Here is a 17805-nt window from a genome sequence, read left to right on the forward strand (position 1 = left end):
GAGGGCCCATTGGGGGTGCCACTGCGTGCTGATCTTGCGGCTTTGCGTGCCGTTGGTGAGCGGCAGGCTGACACCATTGGTCAGCACGCCTGAGCACGTGGCCGTGTTGGGCAGGCCTTCTACTCGGGTGATCTCCAGGTTACCCACGCTGGTGGCACTGGCCGTGCTGTGGGCATAACACGTGCGGTGGCCGTTGAAGTCGTCATAGAACCGCACATTGCCGTTGTTGTCGTAACTCGTGTTGCTGGTTGCCTGATCACAGCCCGATCCTGCAGGCTGACTGTAACCAGCGAAGCGCAGCGAACTGCACTTGCCTGAGCCGTTAGCGCTGACATCGCCTGGAATTGAGAAAAACAGCAGGCCCAAATTGCTCCCGTTTGGTTGCATCACTTGTGCATTTGCTGGCGCCGCCCACTCATGGCAACGCCATATCACCTCAGCTTGATAATCAGGATATTCATTTACAACAGGCTTCGGCGCGCTATCGTAGCTTGCAACAAAAGAATACACAGAACCTGATTCAATATTGTACTGAGTGCTCTTTGCCCACCCATCAGGCATATATGAAAAAGTCGCGTATCGCTTGCCAACTTCGTCTTTAACGCCCGTCAACGCCCAGGCTTGACCAAGGTTGGGGCTGTCGTAAATAAACTGCCGTACGTTGCCATCCTGCCAGGTGAGCGACGTCAAATTGGCATTTAAGTCATAGTTGCCAACAATAGAACGTCCATCGGGAAGTGTGGCCGTATCAAGAACCACCATTGCAGGACTGACGCTCAAAATGGTTTTGTAGGTAAAATTGATCTTTCTACTGAACTGATCACTTAACGAAAGCACATAACCACCCGCAGGCGCAGCCGTGGACGAGGTTGTACTAATTTCGGTCTTCAGGAAGGCCCCACTAGCAAACTGAGTGGCCTTCAACGGGCCCAGACGAGCCTTATAAGAACCCCGATCAAAATACTCCAGCGCCAGATTGGATTGGTTTCGCAATATGTACTGATATTGATAATAAGTAAGCGAATCTTTAGCCCCCCTTGCTGGAGTCCATGACGTTGAATCAGAGCCGCTGAACGAAGCTACTGCTCCGTTTGGCTGCGTGATACTCAAAGAATTGATACTCGCGCCTTCTGTGAAGGTGACTGTGGGATGAAGCGAGCTATACCACAGAGTACCTAGCACCCCTTGGGCGGAGGCATCTCCAGGAGATCCATCCACGTTGGCGCCCCAAGGTGCTCTCTGGGTGTCATATGTCAGCTCAAAAGGAACGCCGGCCAAACTCACGCCCGTGCTCACCGTCTCTCGCTTAGTTCCGGTTATAGGGTAAATAGGGTTGCCTTGCCCCCCTTTACAAACCTTAGGGGGATGCGCGTACGCATCTACGAACCCGACGCACTTTTGGAGAAAATTATCGAATACTTGACCTACAGAACAAACGGACTCGTAAATTGTGTGATTATATGTTTGATTCCAAGGCGAAGATCCATTTATAAATGTTGCTGTTTCTACGCAAGTTCTTTTGTAGTAATGATTGTACGTATTGACGTCCGTGACAATGTGATCCAACACAAACGGCGGACAGGTGACCGTATAATTAAAAGAGTTACCAGAAGCGTAAACGCATGCATTCAAATTGAATTCACACGCTTTTTTTGCGCTATCGGCGACAAAAGCTTGCTGCGCATCCTGAACGGTTTCAAATTTCTTGTTTCCAAGCTCAATGCTTCCACCTGATGCCGTAAAGTAACTTCTCTGACGGGTTGCAGCCCCCCCGCTAACAGAGAAGAATATTGCCAGAACAGCAATTGAAGTTACTCGCATTATTTCAATCATTGTCACACCAAAATTTAATAGAAACCAAAGCCAATATATAACAGTTAAACCAATCGGCTTGCTTAAGCAGCGCAGAGCAAACCACGCCAACCAGACCCAAAACAAAAGATCACCAGCGCGGTCGATCAATTTACTCACCCTGCACGCCGCAACACCAAACGGGGCAGTAATTTAGGCATTCAAACGTCAATTCTGAGAGTAATCAGAGATATCAGATCGTCATCACGACGGCTACTTGGCCTTCAACCACAAGAAATCCATCGAGTCAGCTGACAGTGTTCCGCCACGATCGTCCGGCATCAACGTAACGGTAGCCCCAGCGCACACCGAATTTGTAGAAGCTTGAAATGAACCTAAAAGAAAGCCATCTGAAGGCGGTGGTGTAGTTTGATTCACCTTCACAATCTGTGTCACCGGATAGCATACAGTTTGATATACCCATGCCCCACCCACGAGTCTGTGTTCTTGTGTCGCAAATTTGGTATTTACCAGGTAAGAAACATTCGAGGATCTAGACGTATCAGTAACCCAATTTGCATATATATCTACCAATCCGGTTGTGGTTGGCGAACTCCATGCAGCAGTAGGAAGCGTACCGGAAGGTACATAAGCGATTGCATCGGCAAGTAGATACCCGCCGCCAGAAAAATGTTCTAGTTGAACAAAGTTCTTCTGAGATCCATTGGCATCCAATGACCCAACATATCGCCAGTGCCCGCTGAACTCTCGCTCTGACACTGTTTCTACAATTTTGCCGCCAGTGCCACCAACGAGAATCCATGCAGGATAGACCTCGGCATAGTCCACCTTGGGCCAGCGAGCATAGATGTCATATACACCTGTTAAGTTGGCGGGCAAGGTCCAGCGAGCCAAATTGGATTGCGCCAAATTGGCGGATTCAATTTTTACTGCATCTGCAGCAACAACGCCGTCAGCCCCTGTAGCATCGAATACGATGGAGCCTGCTTGGGCGCTCGTCAACTCACCCAAAAAATACCATTCACCAGACGCAAGTTTCTGATTAACCGTGTATGTCGCCCTGACATTGTTGTATGCATCTTTGACATAGACTCGGGCATTGCTCGCATGGGTAGCGCTTGCTGGCCAATGTGCATAAAAGCGCACTGGATAATCCCCGGCTGAGTTTGCCGCCATTTTTGTTACATACGAGAATTTGCATGTGGTGGCAGACGAATTGGGCACTAATCGAACATAGTTTTGGCCATACATGTCCGGAAGCGTCGTCGATGACGGTGTGCCACACCCTTGAGCTGCCGAGCCCTGCTGAGTGGTGTTGTCTATGATAATTGAGGCGTAGACGCCAAGCGTTGGCGAAATGGGATTTGCAATTTTGTAATTACCACCCAATGCCGACTCCAGCGCTGAAGTCCCTGACTGCCAATTACCTTGCGAATAAAACTGTGGGGACGTGTTATCAATCACATTGAGCACAATTGTGCTGACCTGATGATTTGCACCCACAAACTGGCCACTGGTCGAGTTGGTCCACTTTCCGGTCGACTGAAAGCCGCTCGCCCCGTTATCAACAAGGTTTTCTAGAACTTGAGCCTTAGCGCCACCTGCGGCCAGCGTTGCGCAGACAAAAGGCGCAACCAGACGCCCACATCCAACTTTAGATGTCATCTGATTTCCCGTAATTTAATATTTGATGAAATGAATCAAGAAAGTTGGCATTGAGTTCAATGCTGCCCATCTTGGTCGCAACTGAATTGTGCATGACCAGAGGCACTCAGCCCTGATTTCCCGCAAAAAATGCAAGCTGTTTGCCGGCCGGTCGCACGCATGAACTGATCCACAATGGCAGCAGCAAATGGAAGCCATCACCCAACTACCCAAGGGCGCGCCAACGCTTCGTGACCAAGACGCTACGAAACGTACTGGCCCGAGCGGCCAACCGCTAAAAGAAAAGAGGGCTGTCATGACGACATTGGAAGTCAAGCTCGACTTGCCCGACCGTCTAGCCCACAACCGAGGCGGGTGATTGAAACGAATGCCCTGGTGTCGGCCTTCTTGATCGGCTTGCAGAAGAAGCCGCCCTGCGGCACATTGGTCACGCGCATGGCGTTGCGCTGGCTGCAGCCAAACAATCACATCAGCTCCGGCACCAGTTCGCGCCGCCGCGAAGGCCCTAGGTATTTTTTGAGGTGAGGTGTTGCAGCATTGCCTTGCCCAGACTCAGATCGGCCACGATCTGTTTGAGCTTGCGGTTTTCCTCCTCAAGCTGACGCATGCGCCACAACTCAGATGAACCACCCCCCCGCGTACTTCTGGCGTCACTTGTAGAACGTGGCACTACTGATGCCCATCTTGCGACAGACTCCATAAACGCTAATGCCCAACTCCGCTTGCTTCAGCGTATAGGCCATCTGCTCCTCGGTGAACTTGCTCTTCCTCATGGCATGCCCCCCCTGGCCCTCTAATGGCCCATCATGCCGGGCCATTCTATTACTGAACGGTACGGAAACCTGGAACAGGGTTAAGGTGAAGATGGGATCCATATAACCCGTGTTCTGCTCAGCCATGACATGCTTGACCAGAAGCATCCCAAGCAGATAGATCGCGTACCTTTTGAAGGTAGTGAATCCCATGCATTCAAATTGTGATGGCCTTACCGTGCAAATCAATATCGCAAGGAACAGTTACACCAATTGTGACCAACATATTTCATGGCATCTAGTTTACATTTGATTTTCACCGAACCAAGCACACCCATCTTTCAGCATACATGATACGACATACCCCCCCATTGAGAGGGGACTGATCATATTCAGCTTGCTGCCATGACGGCCCTACCTAATACTGCTATATGCAGCGCTCAAGCGTCGCATATTGACAAACATCAAGAGGACTCATTTATGGCTAGAGATTTCGCTTCTCGCAAACTTATCCCAGCAACGGCAACCTTGCTCTGCATGCTGGGAGTCGCCGCAAACACGCAGGCACAGGTTCTGCAATCAACCATTGACAACGATAGCCCCAACTTCCATACAACCGGCGCTTGGGCGAACTCCCTGACCGGCTTATTTGTTGGTGGCAATCACATCATCGCGCAGTCTCTGAGTGTCGTTGACAACGCTTCGGCGTCGTTCACCAGCAACGGTAGCTGGTCAACATCCACGAGCATGCCAGGCTTTTTCGGGGCTAATTACGCGACAACACCCATGCCCGCCTATCATGCCCCTCAAAATTACTACAGTGTAATTATCGATAATAAGACATCTCTGGCAGGCGTCAGAGGATGTATGCAGCAAACATCGAGCCAAGTTCCTGGCTACTACGGGGCCAACTATGTTCCCCTTGATCCCAAAAGCTATGCCACGGCCAAGTCATGCACCTTCCTGTTCTATGGCAGCAATTTGCCTGGCAACTGGGGTGGGACTTTTTCAATAAATATATATGCACACTGGCCTTCTAGCCAACAAAACGCCAGCAACGCCAAGATAAAAGTTACAGACTCCTCAGGACAAACAGTGTATGCAACGTACTCGGTTAATCAGAAATCACCCTCAGGCGAGTGGTATTTTCTTGGGGCAATACCATACAATGGATCGTCATTACAATTCATCTTTGATTCAAATGGCGCAGACGGTGTTGTCATGGCTGACGCCATTAAAATGGAGGCCACCAACCTCTCTTCAGACAACACGGCAAAATGGTCACTGCCAAGCGGCCTTAGCGGCAAATACGATATATACGCAAGATGGCCGGAATCATCCAATACTGCAGAGGCGTCCCCTGCATGGATCGTAGTGGGAGGGGACGGAAGTGTCCCTATCACAAACAAGTCGCAGCGAGAATCCACCGCCCGCTGGAATCAGCTTGCCACCATTGACACAACTGGCACACAAAAGAACTACGTGCAGCTAGAACAATTTAGCTCGACGGGCTATTTACTAGCCGACGCCATCGCCTATGTGCCCACCTCAATGTTTCCCAGCGCCACATGGATCAATCCCGATGTCGTTGGCGCCGTTGATATATATCTGACCTGGTCTGCCGACAGTTCTCGCGCATCCAAAGCAAGCTATATCATAGAAACACGAAAACTAGCCGCGAACGGCTATTGCGACACGACCAGCACATTAGTTTCCGTCAATCAAACGATACAACCCTCGCTCGACGGATATCTGCTTGGCAGTTTCAATACAGCTTCCAGCAGCCTATGCAAAGGCGTGTCCGTCACCCTTGTTCCAGACGGAGCAGGGACCTTGTCTGCAGACTCAGTAACCTTCATGTGGCTCAAGCCTAAAGGCAACTAAATTTGCCGTGCGCCCAATGGTTCACCTATCGAACTCATTGGGCTTCTTCCTACTTGCCCTTGCGCTTGTCTTCCAGCGTCCTGCGGCTGCGCTCATTGATCATGCGCAGCTCGGCCAGGGAGGCGTCGATCTGGGCGCGCTTGGCCTCCAGCTCGGCAATGGCCCGGTCGGTCTTCTCGACCACATAGGTCAGCTGCTGGATGCGGCCCTCGCCATGCTGGCCGTACATGTCCAGGTAGTGCTTGATCTCCGACAGCGGCGAGCCCAGTGACTTGGCGCGCAGGATGCGCTTGAGGCGCGCCCGGTCGATCTTGCTGTACACGCGGGTGCCGTTGATGCGGCGCGGTGCCAGCAGGCCCTTGGTCTCGTAAAAACGCAGCGCGCGGGGCGAAACGCCGTAACGCTCGCAGACCTCGGCGATGCCCATTAGCGAGTCGGCCGCGTGCTCGTCTTCGTCGGCCTCGAACGCCCAGGTTGGCACCGGCCCGGTGTCGTCACCGTACTCGTCCAGCATTTCTTCTTGGGGTTTGGCTTTCACTTGGGACACGGCAGCACCAGCAGGCTAGATAAGGGCAAAGGGAGGCGGTGCAGTGCACGACACGTGACTGACCACTGGCCGCATTATCGCCGAACGCTGACGTTTGTCATAGGGGATTCACCCATGCATCATTCAGTTGACGTTAACGTCAAGCAAGATTACAGTGCGCTCAGTGGCCTCATGGCTGACGTCCAAGGATTCGACTCCACATGCCCGCTCTGCGCACCGCCCTCAACACCAAATCCGAGTCTTACCGCGCCGCCGTGGCGCGCATGACCGAGCGCCTGGACCAGGTGCGCGCCCTTGAAAAACAGGTGCGCGATGGTTCGGCCGACAAACGCGCCAAGTTCGAAAAACGCGGCCAGTTGCTGCCCCGTGAACGCGTGGCCCGCCTGCTAGACCGCGACTCGCCCTTCCTCGAAATCAGCACCCTGGCCGGCCTGGGCATGCACGACGACGACGGCAAGAAGAGCGTGCTGGGCGGCGGCACCATCATCGGCGTTGGCCTGGTGGCTGGCAAGCGTTGCCTGGTCACCGCCAGCGACAGCGCCCTCAAAGGCGGCACGATTTCACCGATGGGCTTGAAGAAGGGCCTGCGTGCGCAAGAGATTGCCCGCGAGAACAAGCTGCCCCTGGTCTGCCTGGTCGAATCGGGCGGCGCCAACCTGATGTACCAGGCCGAGATCTTCGTGGACGGTGGCCGCAGCTTTGCCAACCAGGCGCGCCTGTCGGCCATGGGCATCCCGCAGATCGCCGTGGTGCACGGCTCGTCCACCGCGGGTGGCGCCTACCTGCCCGGCCTGTCTGACTATGTGATTTTGGTGAAGGGCCGCTCCAGCATCTACCTGGCCGGCCCGCCCCTGGTGAAAGCCGCCATCGGCGAAGACGCCACCGACGAAGACCTGGGCGGTGCCGAGATGCACGCCAGCGTCACCGGCCTGGGCGAGTACCTGTCCGACAACGACGCGCACGCGATCGCCATGTGCCGCGACCTGGTGGACAAGCTGCAGTGGGACACGGTCGAGACCGAAGGCAAGAAGCCCGTCATCGCGCCGCTGTTCAATGAAGAAGAACTGCTGGGCTGCGTGCCTGCCGATGACCGCGAGCCCTTTGACAGCCGCGAGATCATCGCCCGCATCGTCGACGGCTCGGACTTCCTCGAATTCAAGGCCAACTACGGCAGCGAGACCTTGTGCGGCCATGCCCGCATCAACGGCCACCTCGTCGGCATCCTGGGCAACAACGGCCCCATCCAGCCGCAAGGCTCGACCAAGGCCGCGCAGTTCATCCAGTTGTGCGACCAGTCCGGCACGCCACTGGTCTTCCTGCAGAACACCACGGGCTACATGGTGGGCTCGGCCGCTGAACACGGCGGCGCCATCAAGCATGGCTCCAAGATGATCCAGGCCGTGGCCAATGCCCGTGTGCCCAAGTTCACCATCACGCTCAATGGCTCGTTTGGCGCCGGCAACTACGGCATGTGCGGCCGCGGCTTTGACCCGCGCTTCATCTTCTCGTGGCCCTCGGCCCGTACCGCCGTGATGGGTGGCGCGCAGGCCGCCAAGGTGATGGAGATCGTCACGCGCGGCAAGATGGAACGCGCCGGCATGCCCGTCAACGACGCGATGCTCGAAGGCATGTCTGCCGAGATCAAGAAGCGCCTGGACGCCGAATCCAATGTGCTGTTCGGCACCGCCCGCCTGTGGGACGACGGTGTCATCGACCCGCGCGACACCCGCCGTGTGCTGGCCATGTGCCTGGACATGGCCCTGGAAGCCGACAAGCGCCAGCTGCGCGGCAACACCTTTGGCGTGGCCCGCATGTAAGCCGCGCCGCACGCCTGGCCCAACCCCACACACACCCCACACCGCATCCCGAGGAGACCACCATGCAATTCACCGCCGAACACCGCCAGATCGCCGAGACCGTCAAGCGCTTCTGCGAAGCCGAGATCAACCCCTACGTCAAGGAATGGGAAGCCGCCGAGACCTTCCCCGCCCATGAAGTCTTCAAGAAGATGGGCAACCTGGGCCTGCTGGGCGTGAAGTACGACACCGCCTACGGTGGCCTGGGCCTGGACTTCTCCTACTCGATGGTGGTGGCCGAAGAGCTGGGCGCCATCCCCTGCGGCGGCGTGCCCATGGCCATTGGCGTGCAAACCGACATGTGCACCCCCGCCCTGCACCGCTTCGGCACCGATGAACTCAAGCGCGAGTACCTGGCCCCGGCGATTGCCGGCGACATGGTGGGTTGCATCGGCGTGTCTGAAACCGGTGGTGGCTCCGACGTCGCCGCGCTGAAAACATCGGCCCGCATCGAAGGCGATGACTACGTCATCAACGGCTCCAAGATGTGGATCACCAATGCCACGCAAGCCGACTGGTGCTGCCTGCTGGCCAACACCTCCGAAGGCCCGGTCCACAGCAACAAGTCCATGATCATCGTGCCCATGGATGCCAAGGGCATCACCACGCAGAAGATCAAGAAGATCGGCATGAACTCGTCGGACACGGCGCAGATCTTCTTTGACAACGTGCGCGTGCCCCGTCGCAACCTGGTCGGCACCGAAGGCGCGGGCTTCATGATGCAGATGATCCAGTTCCAGGAAGAGCGCCTGTACGGTGCGGCCAACTCCCTGAAGATGCTGGACAAGCTGATCGACCTGACCATCGAGTACTGCAAGGAACGCCACACCTTCGGCCAGCCCTTGATCAACAACCAGGTCATCCACTTCCGCCTGGCCGAGCTGCGCACCGAAGTCGAGCTGCTGCGCTCGCTGGTCTACCGCGCGGTGGACGAATACGTGCAAGGCAAGGACGTGACCCGCATGGCCTCGATGGCCAAGCTCAAGTGCGGCCGCCTGATCCGTGAAGTGGCCGACAGCTGCCTGCAGTACTGGGGCGGCATGGGCTTCACGTATGACAACCCCATTTCGCAAGCCTACCGTGACGGCCGCCTGGTCTCCATCGGAGGCGGTGCCGATGAAATCATGCTGGGCATCATCTGCAAGTTCGAAGGCACGCTGCCCAAGAAGGCCCGCAAGTAAACAGCCCAGGCGCCACACGCGATGACCACCTCCACCATCCAGGTCCAGCTCGACAAGGGCATCTGCACCATCACGCTCAACCGGCCTGAAGTGCGCAATGCCATGTCCCTGGCCATGATCAATGAGCTGCTGACCACGCTGCGTCAGGCAGAAGAAGACGCCAGCGTGCGCGTGATCGTGCTGCGCGGCGCGGGCGGGCACTTCTGTGCTGGCGGCGACATCAGTGACATGGCCCAGGCCCGCATGAAGCTGGCTGTGCAACAAGCCGAAGAAGCCAAGACCGGCGTCAAGACCACAGGCCCCAGCCCGGTGGCCGCGGTCAACGCGCAGTTCGGCCGCTTGTGCCTGGCCTTTGCACGCACCACCTTGCCCGTGGTCACCGTGCTGGAAGGCACCGTGATGGGTGGTGGCTTTGGCCTGGCCTGCGTGTCCGACGTCACCCTGGCGCTGGACAACGTGAGCTTTCGCCTGCCCGAGACCTCGCTGGGCATCATTCCTGCGCAGATCGCGCCCTTCCTGGTCGAGCGCCTGGGTTACGCCGAGGCCAAGCGCCTGTCGGTCACCGGCGCCAAGGTCAATGCACAAGAAGCGCTGACCATCCGCCTGGCGCACGAGGTGCATGGCAGCGTGGACGCACTCAACGATGCGCTATCCAACACCATCGCCAGCATCATGGCCTGCGGCCCCCAAGCCATTGCCACCACCAAGAACCTGCTGGCCCACGCCCGCCTGACCACGCCCGAGAACCTGATTGATGACGCGGCCGACATGTTCGCCCGCGCCGTGCTCAGTGACGAAGGGCAGGAGGGCACCAGCGCCTTCATGCAAAAGCGTAAGCCCTCCTGGGTTTCGCAAGCATCTTGAAGCGCTTGAGTTGACATCACCATGATCAAAAAAATCCTGATTGCCAACCGCGGTGAAATCGCCTGCCGCGTGATCCGCACGGCACGCAAGCTGGGCTACCGCACCGTGGCCGTGTTCAGCGAAGCCGATGCGCAAGCCCCGCACGTCAGCCTGGCCGACGAAGCGGTGTGCATCGGCGCCGCGCCTGCCGCCGAGTCCTACCTCAAGGTCGAGGCCCTGCTGGCCGCTTGCCACCAGACCGGTGCCAATGCCATCCACCCGGGCTACGGCTTCCTGTCCGAGAACGCGGGCTTCGCACAAGCTTGCTTGGACGCTGGCGTGATCTTCATTGGCCCCTCGCCCGAAGCCATCCGCGTGATGGGCGACAAGGCCGGCGCCAAGAAGGAAATGATCCGCGCCGGCGTGCCCACCGCCCCCGGCTACCTGGGCGCCGATCAAAACGACGAAGTGCTGATTGCCGAAGGCAAGCGCCTGGGCTTCCCGCTGCTGGTCAAGGCCGTGAGCGGCGGCGGTGGGCGCGGCATGCGCCTGGTCCATCAGGCCGACGAGCTGCAGCAAGCCATCACCAGCGCCCGCCGCGAAGCACAAAGCGCCTTTGGCGACGGCACGCTGATGCTGGAACGCCTGGTGCTGGACGGCCGCCACATCGAGATCCAGGTCTTCGCCGACAGCCACGGCAACGCCGTCTACATCGGCGAGCGCGACTGCACTGCCCAGCGCCGCCGCCAAAAGGTGATCGAAGAGTCCCCCTCGCCGGTGGTGAGCCCTGCCATGCGCGAGGCCATGGGCCGCGACGCGGTGCTGGCCGCCAAGGCCATCAACTACTGCGGTGCCGGCACCATCGAGTACATCGTCGACCAGGACCTGAACTACTACTTCCTGGAGATGAACACCCGCCTGCAGGTGGAGCACCCCGTCACCGAAATGATCTCGGGCCTTGATCTGGTCGAGTGGCAACTGCGTGTGGCCGCCGGCCAGCCGCTGCCGCTCAAGCAAGACGAGATCAAGCTGCAAGGCCATGCCATCGAAGCGCGCCTCTACACCGAAGACCCGTATGCCGGCTTCGCCCCGCAGACCGGTGACATCGCGTGGTGGCGCCCTGCCCAGGCCATCCATGAGGGTGTGCGCATCGACGATGGCATCGTGGAAGGCGGCACCGTCACGCCGCACTACGACCCCATGGTGGCCAAGCTCATCGTGCACGGCCGTGACCGCGACGACGCCATCCGCCGCCTGATCGCCACGCTGGACGACGCGCCGCTGCTGGGCCTCAAGAACAATTCGCGCTTCCTGCGTGATCTGGTGGACCACCCGCGCTTCCGCGCCGGCACGATGACGACCACGCTCATCGACCAATGGCAGACCGACAACGAAGCCATCCTGCAGCGCCCCGTCGCCACCGACGAGGCCTGGCTGGTGGCCGCCGCCGTGATCGCCGCCCGCGCCCAGACCCGTGATGTGGGCATCCAGGCACCAGCCCTGCGCGCCGACAGTGTCAGCGGCTTTGATGTGCCTCTGACTTGTGATGGCAGCCAGCGCACGCTGCGTGTGCAAGGCCAGCGCAACGGCCGCTTCCTGGTCGGCCTCACCCCCACCGATGTGCAACACGATCTGCGCCTGATCAGCCATGACACCAACGCGCGTGGCGGCGTGCTGAGCTACGAGCTCGATGGCGTGCAACGCCGCCTGCTGGCCGTGTGGTGCGAGACAGTGCAAGGCAGCGAGCTGCACGTGGTCCAACAAGCTTCAACCTTCGTGTTCAGCGAGGTCTCGGCCTGGCCCGATGCGGGCAATGCCGCAGACCCCAGCCGCGCCCTGTCTCCCGTGGCGGGCACCGTGGCGCAGGTCCTGGTCAAGGCCGGTGACACGGTGGTGGCGGATCAGCCGCTGCTGAGCATCGAAGCCATGAAGATGGAAATGTGGTTGTCCGCTCAGGCCCCGGGCGTGATCAAGGCCGTTTACGTGCAAGCGGGCGAACAAGTGCAGGCCAAGACCCTGCTGATCGACATCGAACTCACAACGAAGGAATCGTGATCATGGACAAGGCCATTCTGACCTGCGCCCTCACCGGCGTGCTCACCGACCCGGCTCAACACCCCGTGCCGGTGACGGCCGCCCAAATGGCCGCTGCCGCACGCGAAGCCTTCGATGCCGGCGCGTCCATCATGCACGTGCACCTGCGCCGCCAGGAGCCCGGCATGGGCCGCTTCCCCAGTTGGGACCCGCAAGTGGCCTCCGAGATCGACACGGCCATCCGTGCGGCCTGCCCCGGTGTCATCATCAACCTGACGACCGGTGTGGTTGGCCCGGACATCTCCGGCCCTTCGGCCTGCATCCGCGCTGTGCGCCCCGAGATCGCAGCCTGCAATGCCGGCAGCCTGAACTACCTGAAGATCAAAGAGAACGGCCAGTGGGCCTGGCCCCCGATGCTGTTCGACAACCAGGTCGACAAGGTCAAGGCCATGATCGACGTGATGAACGAAACGGGCACGCGCCCCGAGTTCGAGTGCTTTGACGTGGGCATCGTGCGCTCGGTCGAGATGTACCAGAAGGCCGGCATGGCCGACTACCTGGAGTACAACTTCGTGATGGGCGTGGCCTCGGGCATGCCGGTGGACGCCGACCTGCTCAAGCTGCTGGTGAAGTACCGCAAGCAGGGGACGACCTGGCAAACCACGCTGATCGGCCGCGAAGAGATCTGGGCCGTGCACCAGGCCACGGCCGAGCTGGGCGGCATGCTGCGCACGGGCGTGGAAGACACCTTCTACTTGCCGGGTGGCGAACGCACATCAGGCAACGGCCAGTTGATTGAAGCGCTGGCGCAGTGCGCGCGCAATGCGGGGCGTGAGGTGGCATCGCCTGCTGAAGCCCGTGCAATGCTGGGCTTGAAGGCGGCGTCGGAGCATGGCGTCAAGGCTTGATGGTTGATTGAGCGGGACAGGGACGCGGGGCGGCCAACTTCGCTCATGTCATCCGGATCGGGCTCTGCCCGATCCTCCTTCTTTACTTCGCTGCGTTGGCCACCCCGCGTCCCTGTCTGGTGAGTGAGGTGGTGCGCCACAACCCTGTGGCCGAGCCGCTCCCCTCGCACAAGGCATGGGCGTTGGCAGACCAACGCAGCGAAGTCAAGGGGGAGGGACCGGCGCAGCCGGTCACGGAGGACATGAGCGGAGTTGGTCTGCCAACACCCATGCCTCGCTCATCCCTCAAGCTCACGCGCGAGGCGCCATCTGCAAACGCCGCGCCATGCCCGGCGTCATCCACCGCGACTGATCCCGCTCGAAGATCAGCACATCGGCCTGGCCTTTGAGCTCACGCAAGATCACATCCCGCTGGGCCGTTTGTGCGCCCATCAGGGCTGCACCCCGACCATTGACCACCTCGGTGCCACGCGCCACCAGCACCACGCCATGCGGCCCCTGTGTCGGCAGGCCGCTTCGGGGATCGAGGATGTGGTGATAGTGCCGCCCATTGCGCTCGAAACTGCGTTCGTAGTCACCCGATGAGGCCACGATGCCATCGCGCATGGCCACCACGCCCAGCAGCCGCGCGGGCGCGTGCGCATCACGGATGCCAATGCGCCAATCGCGGCCATGCAGTGAACCCGCCGTGATCACGTCGCCACCACCATTGATCATGGCGTTGCACACGCCGTGTGATGTCAACACCGCCATGCCCGCTTGCAAGATGGGTAATTTGGCGATGCCGCCCAGGTCCAGCCGCATACCCGATTGCTTCAGGCTCGCCTGGCTGTGCACCGTGTCCAGCAACAGATGCCGGTGGTTGACCAGCGCACGCTCGGCGGCCAGCTCGGCCGGTGTCGGCATGTCAACATGGCCGGGCTCGAACCGCCATTGCGCATAAGCCCCCACAGTGACGTCGAAAGCGCCGTCGCTCAAACGGGCCACCTGCTGGGCCTGCCGCAACACCGCCATCAATTCAGCTGGAACAGGCACCGGCACACCACCTGCCGCGCGCTGCAGCATTGCCACGCCACTGCCCGCTTCATAGCGGCTCATCATGCGCACCAGCCGCGTCATCTCGGCCCACGCTGCTTGCAAGGCGGCATCGCGCAGTATGGCGTCGTCATGCTGCAAGGTGATGTCCACCTGCGTGCCCATGAGCGTGCGGCTGTCTTGCTGCACATCCTGCGAGCCCGGCATGCCTGAGCGCGCCAAGGCCATGCCCGGGATCGGGCTCAACAAGCAGGCGATCAGGGCCGAGCCCAGCACCTGACGGCGGTTCATGCAAGCACGCGCAGCCATGATCTGCATCAACGCGATTGGTCGGCCATGTAGTCCACGGCGGCCTTGACCTCGTCATCCTTGAGCGCCGCGCCGCCACCACGCGCCGGCATCATGCCCTTGGCGCCGGTGAAGCCTTCCAGTGCATGCTTGTAGAGCGTGTCCTTGCCCTGTGCAATGCGTGGCGCCCAATCGGCCTTGTCGCCCGGCTTGGGCGCGCCGCCCGCGCCAGAGGCATGGCACATCGAGCAGGTCTTGCCGAACACGCCCTTGCCCACGGTGTTCTCAGCAGCGGGGGCAGCGGCCTGCGTGTTGGCAGGCGCTTGCGTGCTGGTGGCATTGGTCGCTTCGGTCTGCGTTGAAGCGGCAGGGGCTGGTGGGCCCTCCTTCTTGCCGCAAGCCATCAGGCTCAACGCGGCCACGGCCACCAAAGTAAGTTGACGAAGGCGCATTGCAGTCTCTCCAGAATAGGTTGATTGACCTGATTCTAGGAACCAGACCAGCACACCGCCAAGCCTTCTCAGGCTGATGAACAGGGGCTTGTGTTGGGTCTTGGCCAATATTGACCTCCTTCAAGGACACCACATCGCAAGGCTCGCACGATCCCTCTCGATTGCCTTTGAGACCACGTCATGTTCCTCCTTCGCCTCACACGTCGCCTGCCCGCATGGGCCCTGGCCATCGTGCTGATGGCATGGAGCATTAACATGGTTGCGCCCTTGTTCAAGCCCTTGACGCTCAGCACCCTCTGTCGAGGCGGTGGCGCCGTCGTCACCGTTGTTGCGCCAGATCAAGAAGGCCTCACATCGTCGGCAGGCCATCAACACGGCCAGTGCGGCCAATGCATGCCAGCAGACGGCAGCCCACCAGACCTGACTCAGATCAAGACAACGCCGCAGCGCCTTGCTGATGCCACCGTGCACGCAGCGCCGACGTCCCCTTTACCCAAGCACCGCCCCGTGCCGCCACCGGCGCGCGGGCCGCCCTCTGTCTGAGCAAAGCCAAAAGAAGGTGAACACCATGAAAGACCAAGATACCAAGAAGCCGGCCAACCCCGAGGCCATCGGTCAGGGACGCCGCCTGTTCATGAACCGCGCCGCTGTCGCAGGGCTGGCACTGGGTGCCGTGGCCTGTACCGACAAGGGCGCCGGTGCGGGCTCCAGTGCGCCCGCCGCATCAGGCTCCGGTGCCGCACCCGCCGCCCATGCACAAGGCGACAACGCCACGCACCTCAAGCCGGGCGAGCTCGATACCTACTATGGCCTGTGGAGTGGCGGCCATACCGGTGATGTGCGTGTGCTGGGCATGCCATCCGGGCGCGAGATCCTGCGCATCCCCGTGTTCAACCCCGACGCGCTCGTGGGCTGGGGCATCACCAACGAATCCAAGAAGGTCATGGGCACCAAGCCCGATGGCTCGCTGCGCTACACCGTGGCCGACACCCACCACGTGCACGCCTCCTACAAGGACGGCAACTACGATGGCCGCTATGCATGGGTCAATGACAAGATCAACTCGCGCATCGCCCGCATCCGCCTGGACTACTTCATCTGCGACAAAATCACCGAGTTGCCCAATGTGCAGGGCTTCCACGGCATCTTCCCGGACAAGGCCGACCCGGTCGACCCCAAGATCAACTACACCACCCGCGTTTTCTGCGGTGGCGAGTTCGCCATCCCCCTGCCCAACAACGTGGGCACCGATGACGGCAGCAAGTACCACTCGCTGTTCAGCTGCGTGGACGCAGAGACCATGGAGGTGCGCTGGCAGGTGCTGATCGACGGCAACTGCGACCTGGTCGCCACCTCGTATGACGGCAAGCTGGCCGCCACCAACCAGTACAACACCGAGATGGGCGTGCATTACGAGGACATGATGTCCGCCGAACGCGATGCCTGCCTGTTCTTCAATGTGGGCCGCATTGAGGCCGCCATCAAGGCCGGCAAGTTCAAAACCTTTGGCGACGCCAAAGTGCCGGTGGTCGATGGCACACGTGAAGCCAACAAAGACCCCAAGACCGCACTGACCGCCTATGTGTCCGTGCCCAAGAACCCGCACGGCGTGAACGCCAGCCCGGATGGCAAGTACTTCATCTGCGCGGGCAAGCTCTCGCCCACGGCCACCGTGATCGAGCTGGCCAGGATGCTGGACTACTTCGATGGCAAGCTGGCCGAGCCCGACAAGGCCATCGTGGCCGAGGTGGAGCTGGGCCTGGGCCCCCTGCACACGGCCTTTGACGGCCGGGGCAACGCCTACACCACCCTCTTCCTGGACAGCCAGGTGGTGAAGTGGAACGTGGACGCCGCCATCAAGTTCCATGCTGGCGACAAGGCCGCCAAGTACGTGGTGGACCGCCTTGATGTGCAGTACCAGCCAGGCCACTTGAACGCCAGCCAGTCCGAGACCAAGGCCGCCGATGGCAAGTACCTGGCGGTGGGCTGCAAGTTCTCGAAGGACCGCTTCCTGCCTGTGGGCCCGCTGCACCCTGAGAACGAGCAAATCATCGACATCTCCGGCGACAAGATGAAGCTGCTGGGTGACCACCCCGTGCGCGGCGAGCCTCATGACTTCATCATCTTCAAGCGCGAGCTGGTCAAGCCCAAGCAGATCTACTCGCACGATGACTTCCCGCTGGCCATCAAGGACCCCAAGGACACGGGCGTGGTCCGCCAGGGCAAGAAGGTCACGGTCAAGCTGACATCACAAGCGCCGGCCTTCAGCATGCGCGAGTTCAAGCTGAAGAAGGGCGACGAGGTGACCCTGATCCTCACCAACCTGGACAAGGTCGAAGACCTGACCCACGGCTTCGCGATCCCGAAGTACAACGTGAACTTCATCGTGAACCCGCAGGAAACGGCCTCCGTCACCTTCATCGCCGACAAGCCGGGTGTGTTCTGGTGCTACTGCACGCACTTCTGCCACGCCCTGCACCTTGAGATGCGCACGCGCATGATCGTCGAGGCCTGATCTTGCAAACCCTTCGTTCCGCTTGGGCCCGTC

Annotated in this window: 12 protein-coding genes and 1 pseudogene; 7 read left to right on the top strand and 6 right to left on the bottom strand. The window is 59.7% G+C overall.

The window, feature by feature from the left end; genetic code table 11:
* The 3 genes and pseudogenes from HY019_RS21250 to HY019_RS21260 all read right to left on the bottom strand — a co-directional run.
* A partial coding sequence (locus tag HY019_RS21250) for a hypothetical protein (RefSeq protein ID WP_290695973.1) occupies positions 1-1971 on the bottom strand: 1971 nt, incomplete at its 3' end.
* A gap of 93 nt (positions 1972-2064) precedes the next feature.
* Positions 2065-3477, bottom strand: coding sequence for a hypothetical protein (locus HY019_RS21255; protein ID WP_290695974.1), 1413 nt, complete (start codon positions 3475-3477; stop codon positions 2065-2067).
* Positions 3478-3944: 467 nt separating this feature from the next.
* Positions 3945-4250 (bottom strand): annotated as a pseudogene (locus tag HY019_RS21260) (transposase); the annotation flags it as partial.
* 459 nt (positions 4251-4709) lie between these two features.
* Here HY019_RS21260 and HY019_RS21265 point away from each other — a divergent pair.
* Positions 4710-6113, top strand: coding sequence for a hypothetical protein (locus tag HY019_RS21265; protein ID WP_290695975.1), 1404 nt, complete (start codon positions 4710-4712; stop codon positions 6111-6113).
* Positions 6114-6162: 49 nt separating this feature from the next.
* Here the strand turns inward: HY019_RS21265 and HY019_RS21270 are convergent, their stop codons facing one another.
* Entirely contained in the window at positions 6163-6660 is a 498-nt protein-coding gene (locus HY019_RS21270; protein ID WP_290695977.1) for a MerR family DNA-binding transcriptional regulator, read from the bottom strand.
* A gap of 200 nt (positions 6661-6860) precedes the next feature.
* On the opposite strand from HY019_RS21270, the gene HY019_RS21275 reads away from it, so the two are divergent.
* From HY019_RS21275 to HY019_RS21295, 5 genes are all read left to right on the top strand, one after another.
* Positions 6861-8477 (top strand): carboxyl transferase domain-containing protein, encoded by a 1617-nt coding sequence (locus HY019_RS21275; protein WP_290695979.1) that lies wholly within the window; start codon positions 6861-6863, stop codon positions 8475-8477.
* Positions 8478-8539: 62 nt separating this feature from the next.
* Complete coding sequence (locus HY019_RS21280) at positions 8540-9697, top strand: acyl-CoA dehydrogenase family protein (protein WP_290695981.1); 1158 nt, start codon at positions 8540-8542, stop codon at positions 9695-9697.
* Positions 9698-9718: 21 nt separating this feature from the next.
* Positions 9719-10561, top strand: a complete 843-nt coding sequence (locus tag HY019_RS21285) for an enoyl-CoA hydratase/isomerase family protein (RefSeq protein WP_290695983.1) — start codon at positions 9719-9721, stop codon at positions 10559-10561.
* Positions 10562-10582: 21 nt separating this feature from the next.
* Complete coding sequence (locus HY019_RS21290; RefSeq protein WP_290695985.1) at positions 10583-12595, top strand: biotin carboxylase N-terminal domain-containing protein; 2013 nt, start codon at positions 10583-10585, stop codon at positions 12593-12595.
* A 2-nt stretch (positions 12596-12597) separates the two neighbouring features.
* Positions 12598-13482, top strand: a complete 885-nt coding sequence (locus HY019_RS21295; protein ID WP_290695987.1) for a 3-keto-5-aminohexanoate cleavage protein — start codon at positions 12598-12600, stop codon at positions 13480-13482.
* A gap of 291 nt (positions 13483-13773) precedes the next feature.
* Here the strand turns inward: HY019_RS21295 and HY019_RS21300 are convergent, their stop codons facing one another.
* Positions 13774-14826 carry an FAD:protein FMN transferase gene (locus HY019_RS21300; RefSeq protein WP_290695989.1) on the bottom strand — a complete coding sequence of 351 codons (1053 nt, stop codon included), beginning with the start codon at positions 14824-14826 and terminating at the stop codon, positions 13774-13776.
* 8 nt (positions 14827-14834) lie between these two features.
* Positions 14835-15257 carry a c-type cytochrome gene (locus tag HY019_RS21305; protein ID WP_290695991.1) on the bottom strand — a complete coding sequence of 141 codons (423 nt, stop codon included), beginning with the start codon at positions 15255-15257 and terminating at the stop codon, positions 14835-14837.
* Between the two features lie 568 nt (positions 15258-15825).
* Between HY019_RS21305 and nosZ the strand changes: the two genes are divergently transcribed.
* Positions 15826-17772, top strand: a complete 1947-nt coding sequence (nosZ, locus tag HY019_RS21310) for a TAT-dependent nitrous-oxide reductase (protein WP_290695992.1) — start codon at positions 15826-15828, stop codon at positions 17770-17772.
* Positions 17773-17805: the final 33 nt, after the last annotated feature.

The sequence above is a fragment of the Aquabacterium sp. genome, from assembly GCF_016195855.1.
Classification (GTDB): domain Bacteria; phylum Pseudomonadota; class Gammaproteobacteria; order Burkholderiales; family Burkholderiaceae_C; genus Aquabacterium.